Source organism: Frankia sp. CeCAU1, from assembly GCF_977971845.1.
In genome coordinates, this window is the sequence record NZ_CDWWXA010000008.1 from 20,394 (window position 1) to 39,020 (window position 18,627).

At 70.8% G+C, this 18,627-nt stretch carries 13 protein-coding genes; 7 read left to right on the forward strand and 6 right to left on the reverse strand.

Translation table 11 applies throughout. From position 1 onward, the window contains the following. Nucleotides 1-23: 23 nt before the first annotated feature. Both AC08OO_RS02945 and AC08OO_RS02950 read right to left on the reverse strand, forming a co-directional pair. Nucleotides 24-1,616, reverse strand: a complete 1,593-nt coding sequence (locus AC08OO_RS02945) for an FAD-binding oxidoreductase (protein ID WP_476610502.1) — start codon at nucleotides 1,614-1,616, stop codon at nucleotides 24-26. 121 nt (nucleotides 1,617-1,737) lie between these two features. Beyond that, the gene (locus AC08OO_RS02950) at nucleotides 1,738-4,113 is read right to left on the reverse strand and encodes a serine/threonine-protein kinase (RefSeq protein ID WP_476618215.1); all 2,376 of its coding nucleotides are present in this window, start codon (nucleotides 4,111-4,113) and stop codon (nucleotides 1,738-1,740) included. 269 nt (nucleotides 4,114-4,382) lie between these two features. Between AC08OO_RS02950 and pgi the strand changes: the two genes are divergently transcribed. Both pgi and AC08OO_RS02960 read left to right on the forward strand, forming a co-directional pair. Continuing rightward, nucleotides 4,383-6,053: a glucose-6-phosphate isomerase gene (gene pgi, locus AC08OO_RS02955; protein ID WP_476609021.1), complete on the forward strand. Its 1,671-nt coding sequence runs from the start codon at nucleotides 4,383-4,385 to the stop codon at nucleotides 6,051-6,053. A 93-nt stretch (nucleotides 6,054-6,146) separates the two neighbouring features. Further along, entirely contained in the window at nucleotides 6,147-6,488 is a 342-nt protein-coding gene (locus tag AC08OO_RS02960) for an STAS domain-containing protein (RefSeq protein WP_476608610.1), read from the forward strand. A gap of 42 nt (nucleotides 6,489-6,530) precedes the next feature. On the opposite strand, the gene AC08OO_RS02965 is transcribed toward AC08OO_RS02960, so the two are convergent. Continuing rightward, nucleotides 6,531-6,818: a hypothetical protein gene (locus AC08OO_RS02965; RefSeq protein WP_476609022.1), complete on the reverse strand. Its 288-nt coding sequence runs from the start codon at nucleotides 6,816-6,818 to the stop codon at nucleotides 6,531-6,533. Nucleotides 6,819-7,060: 242 nt separating this feature from the next. Here AC08OO_RS02965 and AC08OO_RS02970 point away from each other — a divergent pair, with 242 nt between their 5' ends. After that, on the forward strand, nucleotides 7,061-7,384 hold the full coding sequence (locus tag AC08OO_RS02970; protein WP_476609023.1) for a hypothetical protein: 324 nt from the start codon (nucleotides 7,061-7,063) through the stop codon (nucleotides 7,382-7,384). Between the two features lie 19 nt (nucleotides 7,385-7,403). Here the strand turns inward: AC08OO_RS02970 and AC08OO_RS02975 are convergent, their stop codons facing one another. Together AC08OO_RS02975 and AC08OO_RS02980 are read right to left on the reverse strand one after the other, a co-directional pair. Next, entirely contained in the window at nucleotides 7,404-10,694 is a 3,291-nt protein-coding gene (locus AC08OO_RS02975) for an AAA family ATPase (protein ID WP_476609024.1), read from the reverse strand. Nucleotides 10,695-10,849: 155 nt separating this feature from the next. After that, nucleotides 10,850-11,170: an ATP-binding cassette domain-containing protein gene (locus AC08OO_RS02980; RefSeq protein ID WP_476618216.1), complete on the reverse strand. Its 321-nt coding sequence runs from the start codon at nucleotides 11,168-11,170 to the stop codon at nucleotides 10,850-10,852. A 131-nt stretch (nucleotides 11,171-11,301) separates the two neighbouring features. Between AC08OO_RS02980 and AC08OO_RS02985 the strand changes: the two genes are divergently transcribed. Together AC08OO_RS02985 and AC08OO_RS02990 are read left to right on the forward strand one after the other, a co-directional pair. Continuing rightward, entirely contained in the window at nucleotides 11,302-11,928 is a 627-nt protein-coding gene (locus tag AC08OO_RS02985) for a nitroreductase family protein (protein WP_476609025.1), read from the forward strand. A gap of 155 nt (nucleotides 11,929-12,083) precedes the next feature. After that, nucleotides 12,084-12,620, forward strand: a complete 537-nt coding sequence (locus AC08OO_RS02990) for a hypothetical protein (RefSeq protein WP_476618217.1) — start codon at nucleotides 12,084-12,086, stop codon at nucleotides 12,618-12,620. Between the two features lie 51 nt (nucleotides 12,621-12,671). On the opposite strand, the gene AC08OO_RS02995 is transcribed toward AC08OO_RS02990, so the two are convergent. Continuing rightward, nucleotides 12,672-16,070 (reverse strand): patatin-like protein, encoded by a 3,399-nt coding sequence (locus AC08OO_RS02995; RefSeq protein ID WP_476609027.1) that lies wholly within the window; start codon nucleotides 16,068-16,070, stop codon nucleotides 12,672-12,674. A gap of 194 nt (nucleotides 16,071-16,264) precedes the next feature. On the opposite strand from AC08OO_RS02995, the gene AC08OO_RS03000 reads away from it, so the two are divergent. Continuing rightward, nucleotides 16,265-18,109: an acyl-CoA dehydrogenase gene (locus tag AC08OO_RS03000; RefSeq protein WP_476609028.1), complete on the forward strand. Its 1,845-nt coding sequence runs from the start codon at nucleotides 16,265-16,267 to the stop codon at nucleotides 18,107-18,109. A 63-nt stretch (nucleotides 18,110-18,172) separates the two neighbouring features. Further along, a complete protein-coding gene (locus tag AC08OO_RS03005) occupies nucleotides 18,173-18,559 on the forward strand; it encodes a hypothetical protein (protein WP_476609029.1) in 387 nt (128 codons plus the stop codon). The last annotated feature ends 68 nt before the right edge of the window (nucleotides 18,560-18,627 follow it).

Consider the following 18,627-nt stretch of genomic DNA (forward strand, 5'->3'; position numbering starts at 1 on the left):
GCCGCCGGAGCCGCTCAGGACCGTCAGGACGGCGCGATGCTCTGCGCGAAGCGGAACAGGTTGTCCGGGTCGTAGGCGCGCTTGACCTGGCGCAACCGCGGAAGGTTCGCCCCGTAGTACGCATCGGCCCAGGTGGTGAGGTCCGGGTCGATGTAGTTCTGGTACGCCGACGACGACATGAACGGCGCCGTCGCCGCCACCGTGGATCGCAACCAGCTCTGGTTAGCCTTCTTGTCCGCCGGGGATGCGTCGACGGAGTAGCCGGCGACGAACTGGGCGCTGGCGAGCGTGTTGCGGTGCACGAACGCCGTGTCACCCGGGCCGACCCGGTTGATCGCGCCGCCCCAGGAATCCAGGATCACGCCACCCGGACCGGCCCCGGGTGTGCGCTGGCGTCGCTCGAGGGCGGCGAGCATCGTCTCGACCCCGCCGGCCGGCATCGGTTCGGTGAGGAACGCCGAGGCGGCCCGTTGGGCCACCCGTGGCAGGGTGCCTCCGGGCGTCCGGTCGCGCAGGTGGCACGCGTCGACGCTTTTGCCCGCGCAGCCCGCCTCAAGCAACATCGTCTCGAGATGGCCACGCTGGGCGACGAAGGTGCTCGAGGGCCTCCGGCCGACGGCGGCGACGAGGTCGGCGAGTCGATCCCGCAGCCACGTGATCCGCGTGTCGTCGGCGCCGCCCGCGAGCACGCCGCTCACCCGCAGGGCTGGGCTGCCGGTGGCCCCGGTCGTCGGCATCGAGGTCACGACGCAGGTCGACCACAGGTCCTCCGGCGCGCCGCCGCTGTCGGCGATCCAGCCCTGCCACGCGGTGAGCACGTCCGCCGCCACGTCCCAGGGCCAGCGGTAGGTGAACAGCGCCAACGGTGTCGCCCGATGGGTGGCGAAGGTGAACGACGTCACGATGCCGACGTTGCCCCCGCCCGCACCGCGTAGCGACCAGAAGAGGTCCGGCTCGGTGTCGGCGTCGGCGCGCACAGTATCCCCGGAGGCCAGCACGACCTCGGCGGAGACCATCCGATCGCAGGTCAGACCGTAGCGCCGGCTCAACACTCCGATGCCGCCGCCGAGGGCGAGCCCGGCGATGCCGACGGTCGGGCATGATCCGGCCGGCAGCGCCAGCCCGTTCTCGGCGAGTGCGGAGTAGACGTCGATCAGCAGCGCTCCGGCCCCGATCAGCGCGGTGCCGTCGGGCCCCGGCCGGACCGACGCCATCGCAGTCACGTCCACGACCAGCCCGGTCGTCGTTGAGTAACCCCCGTAGCTGTGGCCACCGGCCCGCGCGACGAGATGTATCCCGGTGGAGCGGGCGAAGTCGATGCAGGCCGTGACGTCCCCCGCGGACATGGCACGGACCACCGCCTGCGGACGTACCGCGTCGAAAGCCGGGTCGAACAGCATGCTGGCGACGGCGTAGTCCGGATCGGTCGGTCGCAGCAGCGGACCGGTCAGCCGTTCGTCGAGCGTGCGCCAGTCGATCTCCGTTGGTATCGGGTGGGGGGCGTCCTCCTGCTGACAGGCGCTCATCAGGCCGCCACCGAGCCCGAGCGCGACGAGCCCGCCGGCTCCGGCGGCGGCGGTCCGTAGCACCGATCGTCGGTCAGGCTCGTAATCCACGGTCAGTCCTCACGGCTGCTACGAGTCCGGGGAGTGGACGATGGTCGTCACGAGTCGTCAGACCATCCGTGTCATCACGACACCCTAGGTCACCGGCGACAGCTAGGTCACCGGCGACACCCTAGCCCGGTTGGGCGACGGTCGTGATGGTGCCGTTCGGATCGATGCGGCGCACCCGGTCGTTGCCGTTGTCCGCGATGTAGAGCGCGCCGCTGCCGTCGACCGCGACCGAGCTCGGGTTCTTGAACTGGGCCGTGGTCGCCGGGCTGCCGTCGCCGCCGGAGCCTTCGACGCCGGTGCCGGCGATCGTGGTGATCACGCCGTTCGGGTCGACCCGGCGGATCCGGTGGTTGCGGTAGTCAGCGAGGTAGAGCGTCCGGCCGTCCGGGCCGACGGTGAGCGACGGCACGTTCAGCCTGGCCCGGGTGGCCGGGCCGCCGTCACCCGAGAAGCCCCCCTCACCGGTCCCGGCGACGGTGGTGATGATCCCGTCCGGGGTCACCTTCTGAATGGTGTCGCTGGCGAGGTCGGCGAAGTAGAGGGTGCCGTCGTCGGTCATCTGGAGATCGTTCGGGCCGTTGATCTTCGCCGCGGTGGCCGGGCCGCCGTCGCCGGTGTAACCCGCGACTCCGGTGCCCACGTACGTGGTAATGATCCCCTGTGGGCTGATCCTGCGGATCCGGTGGTTCTCGTAGTCGGAGAGGTAGACGCTGCCGTCCGGCCCGGTGGTCACTTTTTCCGCACTGTTGATCTTCGCCGCGGTGGCTGGGCCGCCGTCGCCGCCGTAACCGGCGTCACCGGTGCCGGCGATCGTGGTGATGATCCCCTGTGGGCTGATCCTGCGGATCCGATTGTTCTTCGCGTCCCCGATGTAGATGTTGCCGGCCTTGTCACGGGTGGTCGATCCGGGTCCGTCAAGCTGCGCCGCGGTGGCCGGGCCGCCGTCGCCGCTGATCCCGCCGGCTCCGGTGCCCGCGAGGTCGCTGACCGCCCCGGCGGGGGTGATCTTCTGGATGCGGTCCGTCGCGAGGCTGGAGACGAGTAGCGAGCCGTCGGGATCGACATCGACGCTGTAGGGGCTCAGGCCCTGCACCGACAGCGCCGTTCCCCGGTAGGCGGTTGCGAGGCGTACCGTGCCGCCGCGGCGATCACCGCCGCGGTCACCGCCGCCCGAGTTCGTCACCGCTGCCACGATGCCGACGGTGATGGCGACGATGACGACGAACGCGACCGCTCCGATGATGAGCGGTGTCCGGTTACGGGCGTTCGGACTCGCCTGGTGCCCGGCCTGGCGGGTGGCGGCCGGTGGTACCCCCGCCATCCCGTGCACCGGTCCCCCCGGACCGGGCCGGTACGTCTGGCCGCCGGGACCGCCGGGGGCACCCGGTCCGCCTGGGGCATCCGGTCCGCCATAACCGGGGCCGAGCGACCGCGGCGGTGGGGTCGACCGCGGCGGTGGAGTGTTGCCCGGCGGGAATCCACCCCAGCCCGGCCCGCCCGGTGGTGGATATCCCCCCATCGGATGGCCGACCGGACCACCGGGTGCTCCGGGACTACCGGGGAAGCCCGGTCGACCGGGGGCCGGCGGGCGCGGGGTGGTCGAGGTGGCGAGCGCCACCTCCCGGATCTCGTCGTCGATCCGCACCTTGACGTCGGACCGGGACAGCCAGGTCGGGCCGAACGCGCGGCTGCTCGCTCGGGCGAGTTCCAGGGCGAAGTCGGCGGCGTCGGCGAAGCGGATGCCCGGATCCTTCGCCAGCGCCCGCAGGATCACCGCGGAGACGGGTGGCGGAACCATGGTGAGCGGTTCCGGCATGATCGTCAGATGGTGGTGGGTCAGCGTTTGCACCGCCATCTGACGGCCGAACAGCGGTCGGCTGGCGATCATCTCGTAGAGCACACCCGCGAGGGCGTAAAGATCGGTGGACGGGAAGAGGCGCGTCCCCATGATCTGCTCGGGAGCCATGTAACGCGGCGTTCCCAGGATCGCGCTGGCGGTGGTCTCCGCTCCGTCGAAAATCTTGGCGATGCCGAAGTCGGTCACCTTCAGCAGCCCGTCGCCGGCGAACATGATGTTGTCCGGCTTGATGTCCCGGTGCAGCACTCCGTGGCCGTGCGCCGTGGCGAGGGCGGCCGCGACCGCGAGCCCGATCGAGCAGGTGGTCTCGGCGGAGACCGGTCCCGAGCTCATTCGCTGTTTGAGCGTGCCGCCGGAGAGCAGCTCCATGACGAGCAGGCAGGTGCCCTCGTGCTCCACGTAGTCGTGGATACGCACGATGTGCGGATGATCCAGTTCGGCCAGCACCCGAGCCTCGGACAGGAAGCGGGTACGCAGATCGGGGTCGTCGGAGGTGTCCAGCAGGATCTTGATCGCGACCTTGCGGCCGATGAGCCGGTGCTGGCCGGCCAGCACGAGCCCGTAGCCACCCCGGCCCAAGTCGCCCTCGACGGAGTAACCGGGAAGCGCCGCCTCCACCCGAGATTTATCTATCAACAAGGTCCAGATCCGTCCGCTACCACGCCGGGCATCTGCTGTACCGCCACCCGTGCGCCGAGAACCATCCTGGCCTGCAATGACGCCCTTCGTCGGGTTCCTGGTGATCCTACGGTCCTGACCCCCCATTCCCTACCCCCGGCCGGCCGATCCGGCGCGCCGGATCGGCGACACGGGCATGCCGACGGGGCTGACGAGCGTCGCCGCCGCCGCAGTGCGGATGATGGGCACTGCGGCACACGTTGAACCTGCGAGGAAGGGCATCCCACGTCATGTCGACAACCGAGCCCGCTGCCCCGGTGGCTCCGCTGGACATCACCGCGACCGAGGAATGGGCGGCGCTCACCGCGCATCTGCGCGAGATCTCCGAGGTGTCCCTGCGGGATCTGTTCGCCGCCGATCCCCGGCGTGGCGAGACGTTCGCCGCCGAATCGGACGGACTCTATCTTGACTACTCCAAGAACCGGCTGACCGCGCGCACCGTCGAGTTGCTGACCGCGCTGGCCCGGCGCGCCGGGCTGGCGGACCGGATCGAGGCGATGTTCCGGGGCGAGAGAATCAACGTCACCGAGAACCGACCGGTGTTGCACGTGGCGTTGCGCGCCCCGGCCGGAACCCGGATCGAGGTGGATGGCGTCGACGTCGTCCCCGACGTGCACCGGGTGCTCGACGCGATGTCCCAATTCGCCGACCGGGTGCGGTCGGGGGACTGGCTGGGGGCCACCGGTGAGCGGATCCGGACGGTGGTCAACATCGGCATCGGCGGCTCCGACCTGGGACCCGCCATGGCCTACGACGCCCTGCGCGGCTATGCCGACCGGTCGATCGAAGTCCGGTTCGTCTCCAACGTCGACCCCACCGACATCTGGGAGGCCACCGCCGATCTCGATCCGGCCAGCACCCTGTTCATCGTCTCGTCCAAGACGTTCACCACCCTGGAAACGATCTCCAACGCGCGGGCCGCACGGTCCTGGCTCACCGGCCTGCTCGGCGAGGACGCCGTTTCCCGGCACTTCGTCGCGGTCTCCACGAATGCCGAGAAGGTCGCCGAGTTCGGTATCGACACCGTGAACATGTTCGAGTTCTGGGACTGGGTGGGCGGCCGGTACTCGGTGGACTGCGCGATCGGCCTCTCGCTGATGATCGCGATCGGGCCGCCGAACTTCCGGGAGTTCCTCGCCGGTTTCGCCGCTATGGACACGCACTTCCGGACGGCTCCGTTCGAGCGGAACCTTCCGGTTCTGCTCGGTCTGATCGGCCTGTGGTACCGCGACTTCTTCGGTACAGCGACGCACGCGGTGCTGCCGTACAGCCACTACCTGGGCCGATTCCCGGCTTATCTCCAGCAGTTGGACATGGAGAGCAATGGGAAGTCGGTCGATCTCACCGGGCGGCCCGTGTCGACGCCGACCGGACCGATCGTCTGGGGGACTCCCGGCACGAACGGACAGCATGCGTACTACCAGCTCCTGCACCAGGGGACGACGATCGTTCCGGCCGATTTCATCGGCTTCGTCCGGCCGAACCATCCCGGGGTGGGCACGGCGGATGGCGCCGGGATGGACCAGCACGCCCTGCTGCTGGCCAACTTCCTGGCGCAGACAGAGGCCCTCGCGTTCGGCCGGACAGCCGCGGAGGTGGCCGCCGAGGGTGTCACGCCGGACCTCGTTGCGCATCGGACCTTCCCGGGTAATCGACCCTCGAACACCCTGCTGGCCCAGAAGCTGACTCCGTTCACCCTCGGTCAGCTGATCGCACTGTACGAGCACAAGGTGTTCACCCAGGGGGTCATCTGGGGGATCAACAGTTTCGACCAGTGGGGCGTGGAGCTCGGCAAGGTGCTGGCCGGTCGGATCATTCCGGAACTCGGGTCCGAGCAGGAACCGGAGCTGGGGCATGACAGCTCGACGAACGCTCTGATCAAGCGTCTGCGGGCCGGCTGACGCCCGCCGGGGATCCAGCCAACCGAGGCATGTTACTCTGCGTAATCGATCGGGGGTGGCCCCGCGCGGTGACGACATCGGGGGGTGGAAGTCATGCGGGTGGATGCTGGAGCCTTGCGGATGTCCGTGCGGCGGACAGGCGAGGACGTGCTCATCGAACTCGCCGGGGAACTCGACACGGCCGGGCGGCTCCGGTTCCGTGAGCAGATCGGCGAGCATCTCGGCCGGGGCGGGGGGACGGTCACGGTGGATGTCGCGGGCCTACGCTCGATCGACATCCCGGGGCTCGCCGCTCTGCTCCGCGCCGATCTGCTGCTCCGCCGGGTGCACTCATGTCTGGAGATCCAGGCACCCACACCGGCGTTCGCCGCGTTGTTGCGGGAGGCCGGTCTCGACGGTCGGCTGCGGGTCGGTGGGGGATCCCGCCGCCGCTGAGCGCCCCCTCGACTGTCCGCATCCAGCGGGCTGGGAGACGGCTCAGCCAATGAGCGGTGACGTCCGATCGCCCGATGACGCGGGTGCGCTGAGAGTGGCGGGTGCGCTGAGAGTGGCGGGTGCGCTGAGGGTGGCGGGTGCGCTGGGTGACGGTCGTGCACCGGCTGGTCCGGAGTCACCCACCGAGGCGGTGCCGTCCTCGGTGACCAGGGAGAGCAACCCGCGGGAGCCGATCAGACGTTTCTCGATTCCGCCCATCATGAGCATCCCCGCCATTACGAAGAGTGGAAAACCGAGCACCATCAGCAGGACGGGTGGTGTGAGACTCACCGAAAGACCCCCAGGCTGGCTTACGGATCTGATCGGCACCATGGACGCCGTACCGTAGGCGTTACCCTCGGACCTGCGTTGCTCACGTCCCGACAGTCGTCTCACCCGACTCGGGTGTCCACCGGGTTCTCCCCGAGGGGGCCGCCGATTCCGGCCGGCTGGAAGAATGAACCGCAGCTCAGAGGTCTGTTCCGGGATGCGTGTTGTTCCCGGTGTCCGCGGGCTCGTACCCTTCCCCCAACATGTCTGCGCGGCCCGCTCCATTGCCCGCTTATAGCGGCCGTCCGTGGGTTCGTGACGCGGACCTGCTCGCGCGTCTCGACCTGCTCTCCGAGCAGATCGATTTCGCCCTCGCCGAGATAGCCCTGCGGCGGGCCGCCTACCAGCGAGCCTGCGAGGAGGAGGCCGCCTGGCCGTGGGCGCCCGTCGGCGTTGCGGTACTGAGCCGGCCGTCCGTGGCGCAGGCTCTGGCCGGCGAGCTCGCCGCCGTCGAGCGGCTGCGGTTGTGGGCGCAGGAGATGTACTGGTTGCAGGAACAGGCGCGGCTGCGCGGACTGCTGCGCTGAGCGCGGGCGCGGACCCCCGCTAGCCAGTTCCTGGCGGGGGGTCTCCCGTCCCTGGCGGGGGGTCTCCCGTCCCTGGTGGGGGGTCTCCCGTCCCTGGTGGGGGGCCTCCGGTTCCCGGCGGGGGGCCGTCGAGCGCGTCGAACAGCCGGCGGCCGAGGTTTGCCGCGGCGACGTTGCCCCGGTGCAGATACCGGGTGATGCCAGCCTCCAGGCTCTCGGCGGCGTCGTCCTTGCGGCCGGCCCGGTAGAGAACCTCGGCGCGGGACAGCAGCGCATGTCCCTGGCCGTCGACGTCGTCGGTGCGGCTGGCGAGATCGACGGCGGTGTCGGCGAACCGGAGGGCCTCGGCATCGCGGCCGCGCAGCGCCAGGAGCTTCGCGTGGACCCCGCACCATCCGGCCTGGGCCGGTAGCTGGTCGGCAGCGGCGGCGTCCCGACACCGGGTGACATACTTGCCCGCGTCGTCAACCTTGCCGAGCCGGACGAGAACGTCGGCGAGTGCCGCGGCCCGGTTGGCCAGGAACGCGCGTTCCCCCATCCGGGACAGCTGTCGGCAGCTTCGCCGCAGCTCCCGCTCGGCGACTGCCAGCTCGTCGGCGAGCAGCGCCACCCGGGCCACGACGAACCCGCCATGAAAGGGGTCGGCCCGCGGGGCGCGCAGGTCGTGAACGATCTCCTCGGTCGCCTTGAGATGGATCCGTGCGCCCTCCAGATCCCCCGACATGGCGGTGAGGAGCGCGAGCTGGGCGAGCACGGCCCGACGCAGAGCCCGGTCGTCGCCGGCGGCGTCGAGGGCCTCGTTCGCCCGGGTGATCCCGACGGCGACCGGCCGGGGCCCCCAGCTCATGAGCATGGTGAGCTCTCGGCGCAGCGACTGCGCGGCCCGGGGCACGCCGGACTCCTCCGCGTGCCGGACGGCGTTCTCCATCGCCCGCTCGGCCGCGGCGAACTGCCCGGCCGCCAGGTAGGCATTGGCCTGGCTGCGGCAGGCGAGCGCCGCGCCGACCTCGTCGCCGGCCTGCACGAAGTTGGTCAGGCATACCGCGGCTTCGGTCAGCGTCCTGGCGACCAGGCCCTCCGGATCGGTGGAGAACAGCACCCGCAGGTACGCGAGCCGGGCGTGGGCCCGCAGGCCCTCCTCCCCGGCGCGCCGGGCCCGCTCGGTCACCTGGCGCAGGATGCGCTCGGCGTCGGAGAGCCGGCCGAACGAGTACAGCGCCCAGCCGAGGTCGATCTCGGCCCGTAGCCGCAGCGGGTCCGTCTCGGGCAGCAGGGTGATGGCCCGCTTGAGCAGCTGGGCCGCGCCGGTCTCGTCGCCCTGGCGCACCCGGTCCGCCGCCTCGATCAGACAGGTCGCCGCGGATCGGCCCAGCTCGATCGTCTCGGTGTCGCGCTGCCCGATCTCCACCCGGTAACGAAACGCCTGCTCCAGATGGTAGCCGACCAGTTCGTCGTGCTCACCGGGGCCACCCTCCAGCCGGGTCTGCAGCCACTGGGCGAACCGCTGGTGCAGATCGGCGCGCTGCCGTTTGGCGGTGGACTGGTAGGCGCAGTCGCGCAGCAGCACGTGCAGGAACCGAAACGCCTCGACGCCGGGCAGGTCGGACCGGTCCGGATGCACCAGTTCCTTGCGGACCAGGCTCAGGCAGTGGGCGGCGACCATCGGCTGTTCGCTCGGGTCTGACAGGTCGATGACAGCGTCGAGGTAGAAGCGTTCCCCCACGATGGCGGCGCGTTCAAGGACCCGCCGTTCGGGCGGGTCGAGCCGGTCGAGCCGGGCCGCGAGCAGGGACGAGATGGTCGGCGGCACCGTCACGTTGCGCAGGCTGCCGGTGGCGATCCACCGGCTGCCCTCCCGGCGCAGCAGGCCGTCGTCGACGAGGGCCGCCACCATCTGCTCGACGAACAGTGGGTTGCCGGCCGCGGAGGTAGTGATCCGGGAGACGAGGGCCGGGTCGAGGTCGTCGGAGCCCATCAGGGTGCGGATCAGGCGCTGGCAGCGCGCCTCGGTCAGCGGCGCCAGCAGCATCGAGGTGGCGTTGAGCTTGCCGCCTCCCCAGTCCCGCCGCTCCTCCAGCAGTTCCGGGCGGGCCAGGCACAGCAGCATGATGGGGGCGTCGCGGGACCAGTCGGCGATGTTCTCCAGCAGGTCGAGCAGGGTCGGCTCGGCCCAGTGCACGTCGTCGAACCACAGGATCAGCGGGCGTCGGGCCGCCAGCGCCTGGAAGAAGGACCGGACGGCCCAGAAGCTTTCCTGCGGACCGAGTTCCGCGCCGCCCAGCCCCACCAGGGGCGCGAGCGCCTCGACGATCTCCGCCGCCTGGGTGACACCGTCGAGCAGTTCCCGCAGCCGACGCCGCCCGTCCGGGGCGCTCTCGTCAGCGGACAGGCCAGTGGCCTGGCGCACCATCTCCATCAGCGGCCAGTAGGCGATGCCCTCGCCGTAGGACAGGCAACGCCCGGTGAGCACGGTCGCCCGGTTCGCCATGGCCGCGCAGAACTCGCCGACCATCCGGGACTTGCCGATGCCCGCCGGGCCCAGCACGGTGAAAAGGTGGCAGCTGCGTTCCTCGACCACGGCCTCGAAGGCGTCCTGCAGCCGGCGGCGTTCCCGGTTACGCCCGATGACCGGGGCGGTGAAGCCATGGGTCGGGGCCCGGCTGCCGGGACCCGCGGTCGGGTCTACCAGCCCGATCAACCGGTGCACCCGCAGCGGGTCGCGCTTGCCCTGGACGACCAGGGGGCCGAGCGGGCTTACCGTGACGCTGTGCCGGATGAAGCGGTAGGTGGTGTCCCCGATGAGGATCTCGTCGGGGGGAGCGGCGTGTTCCAGCCGGGAGGCGACGTTCACCGGATCGCCGGTGACGCCACCGCCTGCGACGGTCACCTCGCCGGTGTTGATCCCGATCCGCACCCGCAGTTTCAGGCCCCACTCGCGCTGCAGGTCGGCGTTGAGCGCCTCCATCGCCGCCCGGATGTCGAGGGCGGCGCGAACCGCGCGCAGCGCGTCGTCCTCGTGCAGCACGGGAATGCCGAAGACGGCGAAGACGGCGTCGCCGATGAACTTCTCGACCGATCCGCCGTGGGTGTAGATCACTTCACGGACGGTGGTGAAGAACCGCCACATGACCTGCTGCAGCGGTTCGGAGTCGATTCTCTCGCCGATGTCGGTGGACCCGGTGATGTCCACGAACATGATCGTCACGGTCTTCCGGGCGCCGCTCCCCGGGGTGGGCAGGGGGTTCCCACATCCGGAGCAGAAGCGCGCCCGCTCGTGGTTGTCCTCCGCGCATGTCGGGCACGGCACCATGTGCCGGATGGTAGGCCGATCGCGACCCGATCCGGTGGGGGATGCGCGTACCCGACGCGCCTGAGGTGACCCATCCCACGCCGGTGCCACCGCCGGGTCCCGGCCGGGACGGCGCGACCCGGACGGCTCATCCGCCGGCGGCCGGCCTGGCGCGGTCATGACGGCAGCTCCCGCCGCACCGCGAGGAGCGCCGCCACCTGGGCCAGCACTCCCCGGCCGACCGCGTTCACCTCGACCGCCCCGCAGCCACCGAAGATCAGCACGCTGCCGGAACCAGGGGTGACCAGACTCAGCAGGATGCGCGGCGTCGTTGTCCTGCCGGAGCCGTTCGGCCCCAGAAAACCGGTGATGTTCCCTTCCCGCACCGTGAAACTCACGTCCCGGACGGCGCGCTGGGACCCGTATCGCTTGGCCAGATGGTCTATTTCAACGACGGCGGTGACGAGAGCCTCCCGGCGGAGGTCCGAGCGGGGCAATCTCTACGGTAACCTGTCACCGTTCCAGATCCACCGGCGGCTGTCACCGCTGGCTGGGTCGCGGTCGCCGGCCGGGAGACTCGGTACTTCCCGCGGGGGCTCCCCGAACCGCGATCCCCCGAGGAGTTTTCATGGACGCTCTCGCCTGCCTGATGACGCGCCGCACAGCGACCCGGCTCGTCGAACCCGGTCCGACGGTGGAGCAGATTATGATCATGCTTAGCGCCGCCACCACGGCGCCGGATCACAAGATGCTGCGGCCCTGGCGCTTCGTGGTCGTGCAGAGCGATGCCCGCGCCACCCTGGCGGCGGCGATCAAGCGGGCCGCCGAGGCCCTCGGCGGGTTGCCCGAGCCGGTCATCCGCAAGACCGCGGGCAAGGCCACCCGTTCCCCGGCGCTCATCGCCGTCGTCGCATCCCGTGTCGGTTCGAGGGTTCCGGTCGCCGAGCAGGACGCCTCGGCTGCGGCGGCGGCGCAGAACATCTGCCTGGCCGCGCACGCGCTCGGCGTCGCCTCGGCCTGGAAGTCGGTGCCGATGCAGGACAGCGCCGAGGTCCGGGGGGCGTTCGGGCTGACCTCGGACGAGGTGCTGGTCGGCTGGGTGGAGCTCGGGACCCAGGCGGACACCGCGCCGCTGCCAGCGCGGCCCGCCGTTCGGCTGGCCCAGGTCGCGACGGAGATGGAGGTCGACGGGACACTGGTTCCCGTGGCGGCGGACGATCGGATCTCCCAGTTCGGGCAAGTGACCACGGTGTGAGCGGCAGGCTACCTAAGCTGGAACACAGGTCTTGAGATCGGGCGGCCTGGACCGGGGTATGACTCCGGCTCCCGAGGTGCGACGGGAGGTACGCCGTGTATGGCGGTCTTCGAGGCCGTGCTGGTCTTCGAGGCCGTGGCCGTCTCGGCCTGACCGTGGCCGGAGGGCTGCTGCTCGCGCTGGTCGTCGGATGCTCGGAGCCGGGGTCGAGCGGGTCCGGCGGCTCGGCCGCCCGGCCGGGCTCGGTGGTCACGCCGAGTGCGTCGTCTCAGGACCCGGGCGGCCCGGGTGCGCTCGGGACCTCCGCCGCGGCTGCGACGCCTGACGTCTCACGGGCGCCGGGTCCCTCCGGAACCTCCGCCGCCCCGGACGGTGTCGCGTCACTGCCGGTGCCGACTCCGCGAGCATCCTCCGTCTTCGTCGGAGAGGCCTGTTCCCCCGCCGAGGACACCTCGCCCGCGACCGCCGTCAACGGCCTTGTGCTGTTCTGTGCGCCCGTCGGCGGGACCGGCCCGGCCGGCATCGGTCGATGGTCCACGGAGGCGCCCGCCCCGGCTCCCGCGGCTCGGCCGGATGAGGGCGGGAACTGCGGCCCCGAGGACGTCGGGCGCATCGTCCAGGACTCCGCCGGCCGCCCGGTGTCCTGCCTTCGGGACCCGACGGGCACCCTGACCTGGTCCGACATCTCCTGAACTACGTCACCAGGTCACCGAGCCGCCAGGTCACCGATGCCGCCGGGATGATCAGCCGTTGCGGCGGGCCCGGCGGGTGGTGAGGGCCTCGGCGACGGACCAGAGAGCCGGCAGCACCAGGGCTCCGAAGACGGTCGCCCATGCCCACGGATGATCGGCCAGGTAGGGCACGACATCGTCGTGTAGCCAGGGGAAGAGCCGGTCATGGATCACCGGAACGACACCGGCCGCCGCGAACACCGCGATGAGCCCCGCTCCCACGACCGCCAGTCCTCCGGGCAGGTGCCGCCAGCCGGTAAGTCCGATCATCAGCAGGCCGATCAGGCCGACGACGATCCCCAGGCCGCCGACGATGCCCGAACCGGTCAGCCCGCCGGCCGTGCCGAGGCCGACCAGCGCTGTTCCCACCGCGATCGTCATCCGCCGCCGGCCGTGCGTGACATCCCGGATCATCTCGAAGGCGAGACGGGTGACGGCCCGGGCGAGGAACGCGACCGGCCGCAGGGGCCGTGGCAGCCGGCGGGTCGATGCGGCCCAGGCGACGACCACGGCCACGATCTGGGCCAGGGCGGTCACCAGAACCGGGCCCTGCGCCGCGTCGGTGATGCGCTCGTCCGAGACGCGGCAGGCCTCAAGTACCTTGTCCACCGCTCGCGGGGGCAGCGCGCCGGGCGTGACGGGGACGCCGCTGAGCCCGGGTGGCCGGGGCGGTCGGCGCGCCAGAGCCGAACTGTCGACGCCGGCAGGCCGGTGGGCACCGGTCTGTCCCGCGGCGATCCTGGCGGCCACGGCCGCGGCCAGCGAGATGACCTCGGCGCCGCGCGGCTCGTCCAGGTTCGGGGAGCCTGTCTCTTCCGGTACCGCCGAGGCCCCCGGTCCGGTCGTCGTCCCGGGCCGGCTCGGTTCCACGGTCAGGGCCCGGTCGACGGCGGCGAGGAAGTCGGCGGTGGGCCGCGGATCGACCCCGGCCTTGTTGTCGCGCCGCACCGCCTCGGCGACCCCCACCAGCTCCTTGGCCGCGATGTCCCGTTGGATGCCGGCGGCGACCCAGGTCGCCGTGACCGGAAGGTTCGGCGGCACGGGGGCGTCCGGATCGGTCAGAAAGCCAAGCTCGTCGAGTACCTCCCGCGGCGCCGGGATGCCGGCCACCTCGGTGAGATCGTCGACCAGATCCACCAGCCAGCCCCGGCGGGCCAGCGCCGCGGCGTGGGCGTGACCGGCGGGGACGGCGGTGTCCCGGCGGATCACGAGCCGGCGTGGATCCAGCATGATCCGGACCAGCCAGCCCGCACCGTCCAGCCGTCCCCACATCCAGTCGTTGGCCCGCCACGAGGACTTCGCGAAGGCGCCGAAGTTTCCCAGCTGCAGGCCTGTGATCTTCTCCTCGGCCAGTGCGCGGGCGGGATCGAGGCGGTTCGGTAGATCCGCGCTGATCTGGACGAGCTCAACCGGTTGATCGAGGACCGCGGCGCCGGTGCTTCGTTCGACCAGGTGCACGTCGAGCACGGCGATCAGGGCGTCCGCGGGAGTCGACGGGAGGTACCCGACGAAGTCCGCGAGGGTCCGGGCCGCCACCGCCCGGCGCTGTCCGGCGCTGAGACCCTCGGGCCTGGTCTCTGGTCCCGCCGGAGGCGGGGCCGCGGGGGACCGCCGGTCCACGAGATCGGTGAGCCCGGTCCGCAGGGTCTCGATCATCCGCTCCAGGGAGCGCCAGGCCCGGGTGAGCTCGTCCTGCCCCGCGTCGCCCTCCGGGTCGGTCCGCAACCAGCGGCGGGCAGACTCGGCGATGACGTCGAGCAGCGGTGCCCCGGCCATCGCACCGAGGGTCTCGCTGACCGTCGTGAAGACGCCGGGCCGCAGGGCCGCGGTGGCTGTGGTGGCTGTGATGTCGGTGGTGGCTGTGGTGGCTGTGATGTCGGTGGTGGCTGTGGTGGCGGTGTTCCGGATGGTGGCGTGCGATGCGCCGTGCACGGCCGCCGCGAGCCGGGCGAGTCGGATCCGGTCCGCCGGCTCGGGGGAGAGGACGTACCCTTCGTTGATCATGTTGATCAGCAGGCCCTTGGCGGCGTCGAGCGCGGGTCGGCCCAGTCGCCACAGGTCGGCGAGGTCGGCCGTGGTCGGCAGCCGGTCGGGAAGCATCTGGACCACGGCGTTGACCGCGGCGTTCGTCATCCGGGCGGGTCCGGCCGCGTCGGTGCGCAGCGCGTCGGTGTCCGGGGGACGGGGCAGGTCGAACCGACCACCGAGGACGCGCAGCAGCGCCTCGATCACCGGTGGGGCGATCTCCTCTGCCAGGCTGCGGCGGTAGGCGTCATAGACGCTCTCGTCCGCTAATCGGGGACCACCGGCCGGGGCGAGGCGCAGCAGCCGTCGCCGGTTCGCCCGCGTACCGCGTACGGCGCTGTTGTGGTCGCGTAGCGTCGCCAGATCCGTACCGATCGACTGGTTCAGCGCCGCGCCGAGCACCTGGAGGAGCGTGGGGATCACCATGGGTGGCGCAGGCAGGGCGGGCGGTGTGGACGTCCTGGTTGCTGCCGCCGGATTCGTCGGTACCGCCGGATTCGTCGGTACCGACATCCGCGGCGAGGGCACGACGTAGGCGAGCACGCGACGGACTTGGCGTTCGGCGGGCCGGTCGAAGATGGCCGCCAGCGCCGGTCCGATCGGGCGGTTGACCAGGATCCCGCCGTCCGAGGCGTGGAATCCGTGGGAGGCGTTGACGTAGCGGGCCATGTCCGGGTGCGCGGCGTCGACGGCGTGCCCCACCGGCACGTAGGCCGGCTCGAAGGCGCCCGGAAAGGCGGAACTGGCCCGTGCGGCCAGGGCGAGACGGGGGACCGCGCCAGGGTCGGTCAGGTCCTGCGTGCCGAAGGCGAACAGGCCCCGGTGGTCGACGTCGTACATGGTGCCGCCGAGTGAGTCGGCGTGCTCGGCGACCTCGCCGCGCAGGATCGTCGTAGTGATGAAGACCGATGTCGGGCGGTCCATGCTGGCTCGGGCCATGCCGGCTCGGGCCGTCTCCCCCACCGCTGTCAAGGCGGTGTGCAGCGCGGGCAGCACGGCGGTGTCCCCGTGCAGCAGCGAGGGATACGTCTTCTCGTGGGGGGTGCGCATGAGCGCGTCAAACGAGCCGAGGGACAGCCACAGGTCCCGCAGCGGGGTGAGATCGGCGTGGTGGGTGTTCGCGTAGCCCAGCATGGCGGCGTTGATGCCACCGGCCGAGGTGCCGGCGAGTACGTCCACACTGACCTCGACGTCGAGGATGGCCGCCAGCCGGGCGTAACGGGCAGCGACGGCGGCGTCCGCGTCGTCCGCGTCGTCGGCCCGGTCACGGTCCGGGCTGGTCGCAAGGTTGATCTCGGTGGCGACCCCGCCCATCCAGACGGCGAGGCTCGCGCCACCGGTCATGACGACCGCGAGCCGTACCTCCTGGGTGGCCGGGTCGCGCATGAGTGGCAAGAGTAGACGTGCCCGGCCCCGGGTCTTCCCCGTTTGTCGGAGAAAAGTTGGATCGCGACGACTTCTTCCCAGCCGCCACTCTTGTCAACGGGTTACTCGTGAGTAGCATGGGAACAACGTACTCACGAGTAGCTAGCCGGCATCGGCCGATCACGGTGTCCGGCGGTCCCGGGAAGGAGCCGTTGATGGGCCACTACCGGAGCAATCTGCGAGACATCGAGTTCAACCTGTTCGAGGTGTTCGGGGTCGATCGCACGCTCGGCACCGGTCCCTTCGGGGAGATGGACGCCGAGACCGCGCGCGAGGTGCTGGCCGAGCTCGATCACCTCGCCTCCGGACCTGTTGCCGAGTCCTTCACCGACGCCGACCGTCATCCGCCGACCCTGGATCCGGCGACCGGGTCGGTGACCCTGCCGGAGTCGTTCAAGAAGTCCTACCAGGCCGTTCTGGACGGTGAGTGGTGGCGGCTCTACCTTCCGCCGCACCTGGGTGGGCTGGGTGCGTCCCCGACCGTCGCGTGGGCGGCCTCGGAGCTGCTGCTCGGAGCGAACCCGGCCATCTTCATGTACATGGCCGGCCCGACGTTCGCGGCGATCCTGCACCGGCTCGGCAACGAATGGCAGCGCCAGCTCGCCGAGTTCGCCATCGAACGGCACTGGGGCGCGACGATGGTGCTCACCGAGCCGGACGCGGGTTCCGACGTCGGGGCCGGTCGTACCAGGGCGATCGAGCAGCCCGACGGCACCTGGCACATCGAGGGCGTGAAGCGGTTCATCACCAACGGGGACTGGGATGTCCCGGAGAACATCATCCACCTCGTGCTCGCCCGGCCGGAGGGGCACGGCCCGGGGAGTAAGGGCCTGTCGATGTTCGTGGTGCCGAAGTTCATGCCCGATCCGCGGACCGGCACGCCCGGCGCCCGTAACGGCGTCTACGTGACGAACATCGAGAAGAAGATGGGCCTGAAGGTCTCCGCCACCTGCGAGCTGCGGTTCGGTGAGCGGGCGCCGGCGGTCGGTTGGCTGGTCGGCGACGTCCACGAGGGCATCGCCCAGATGTTCCAGGTGATCGAGTACGCCCGGATGATGGTGGGCAGCAAGGCCATCGCCACGCTGTCCACCGGATATCTCAACGCGCTCGAGTTCGCCCGCACCCGCGTCCAGGGTGCGGACCTGGCCCGCGCGTCGGACAAGACGGCACCGCGTGTCACGATCATTCAGCATCCGGATGTCCGCCGGATGCTGATGATGCAGAAGGTGTATGCGGAGGGCATGCGTTCACTGGTGCTCTACACCGCGACGTTCCAGGACCGGGTTGCGCTGGCCGGCGAGCGGGGGGAGGCCGACGAGCTCGCCGAACGCATCAACGACCTGCTGCTCCCGATCGTCAAGGGGGTCGGCTCCGAACGGTCCTACGAGCTGCTCGCCTCTTCACTGCAGATCCTCGGTGGTTCCGGGTACCTGCAGGACTATCCGATCGAGCAGTACATCCGCGATGCCAAGATCGACACTCTCTACGAGGGCACCACGTCGATCCAGGGCCAGGACCTGTTTTTCCGGAAAATCGTCCGGGACCAGGGGCAGGCGCTGGCCTCCGTGCTGGGCGAGATCCAGACGTTCGTGAAGGGCGAGGCCGGCAACGGCGCGCTGCGGGCGGAGCGGGAGGCGCTGGGGGTGGCCCTTGAGGACGTCCAGAGCATGGTGAATTCGCTGGTCGGGTTCCTCACCGCCGCCGCCGAGGAGGCCGCCGCGATCTACAAGGTCGGCCTGAATACGACGAGGCTGCTGATGAGCCTCGGTGACCTGATCATCGGATGGCTGCTCCTGCGCGGCGCCGAGGTAGCCCTGCGGACCCAGGATTCTCCGGTGCCCGCCGGGGCCCGGCCCGCTCGGGACGCCGCCTTTTACCAGGGCAAGGTGGCCGCCGCGCGCTGGTTCGCGGCCAACGTGCTACCAGAGTTGACGGCGCGCCGGGTAGCGCTGGAGTCCACCGGCCTCGGGCTCATGGAACTGCCGGAGGAGGCGTTCTGATGTTGCCGCGGCGGGGTTGCGTTCTTGCCGCGGAAGGGTATATGGACCGGTATGGGAATCCCGTTGAGTCTTTTACTCTTGGCCCTCGGCGCCATCCTCGCCTTCGCGGTCCGCTCCGAACCGTCCGGGCTCGACATCACGGCCGTGGGCATCATCCTGATGTGCGTCAGCGCCATTGGGCTCGGCCTCACCCTGTACCGCGACCAGTGGCGCAGGAAGATCGTCGAAGAGTCGGTCGAGAACGGCGTGCCCGCGCCCAGGCCGCTCGATGACGGCATCATCGTCGACCCGTCCGCTCCGTTCGAGCCCCCGCACCGGCGCGAGCTGGGACTGACCCCCGAGGAGGATCGTCGGCTGAACCCCTCACGCCATCCGGAGGCGACCTGCGGTGACGGGCAGCCGGCCATCCACGTGCACGTCGAAGGGGACCATCCCGTGTCGCCGCACTGAACCGTGCTCGTTCACCGGTCCGCCTGCCCACCGCCCGGTCCGGTTCCCTGGACGGTCCGTGGGGACGG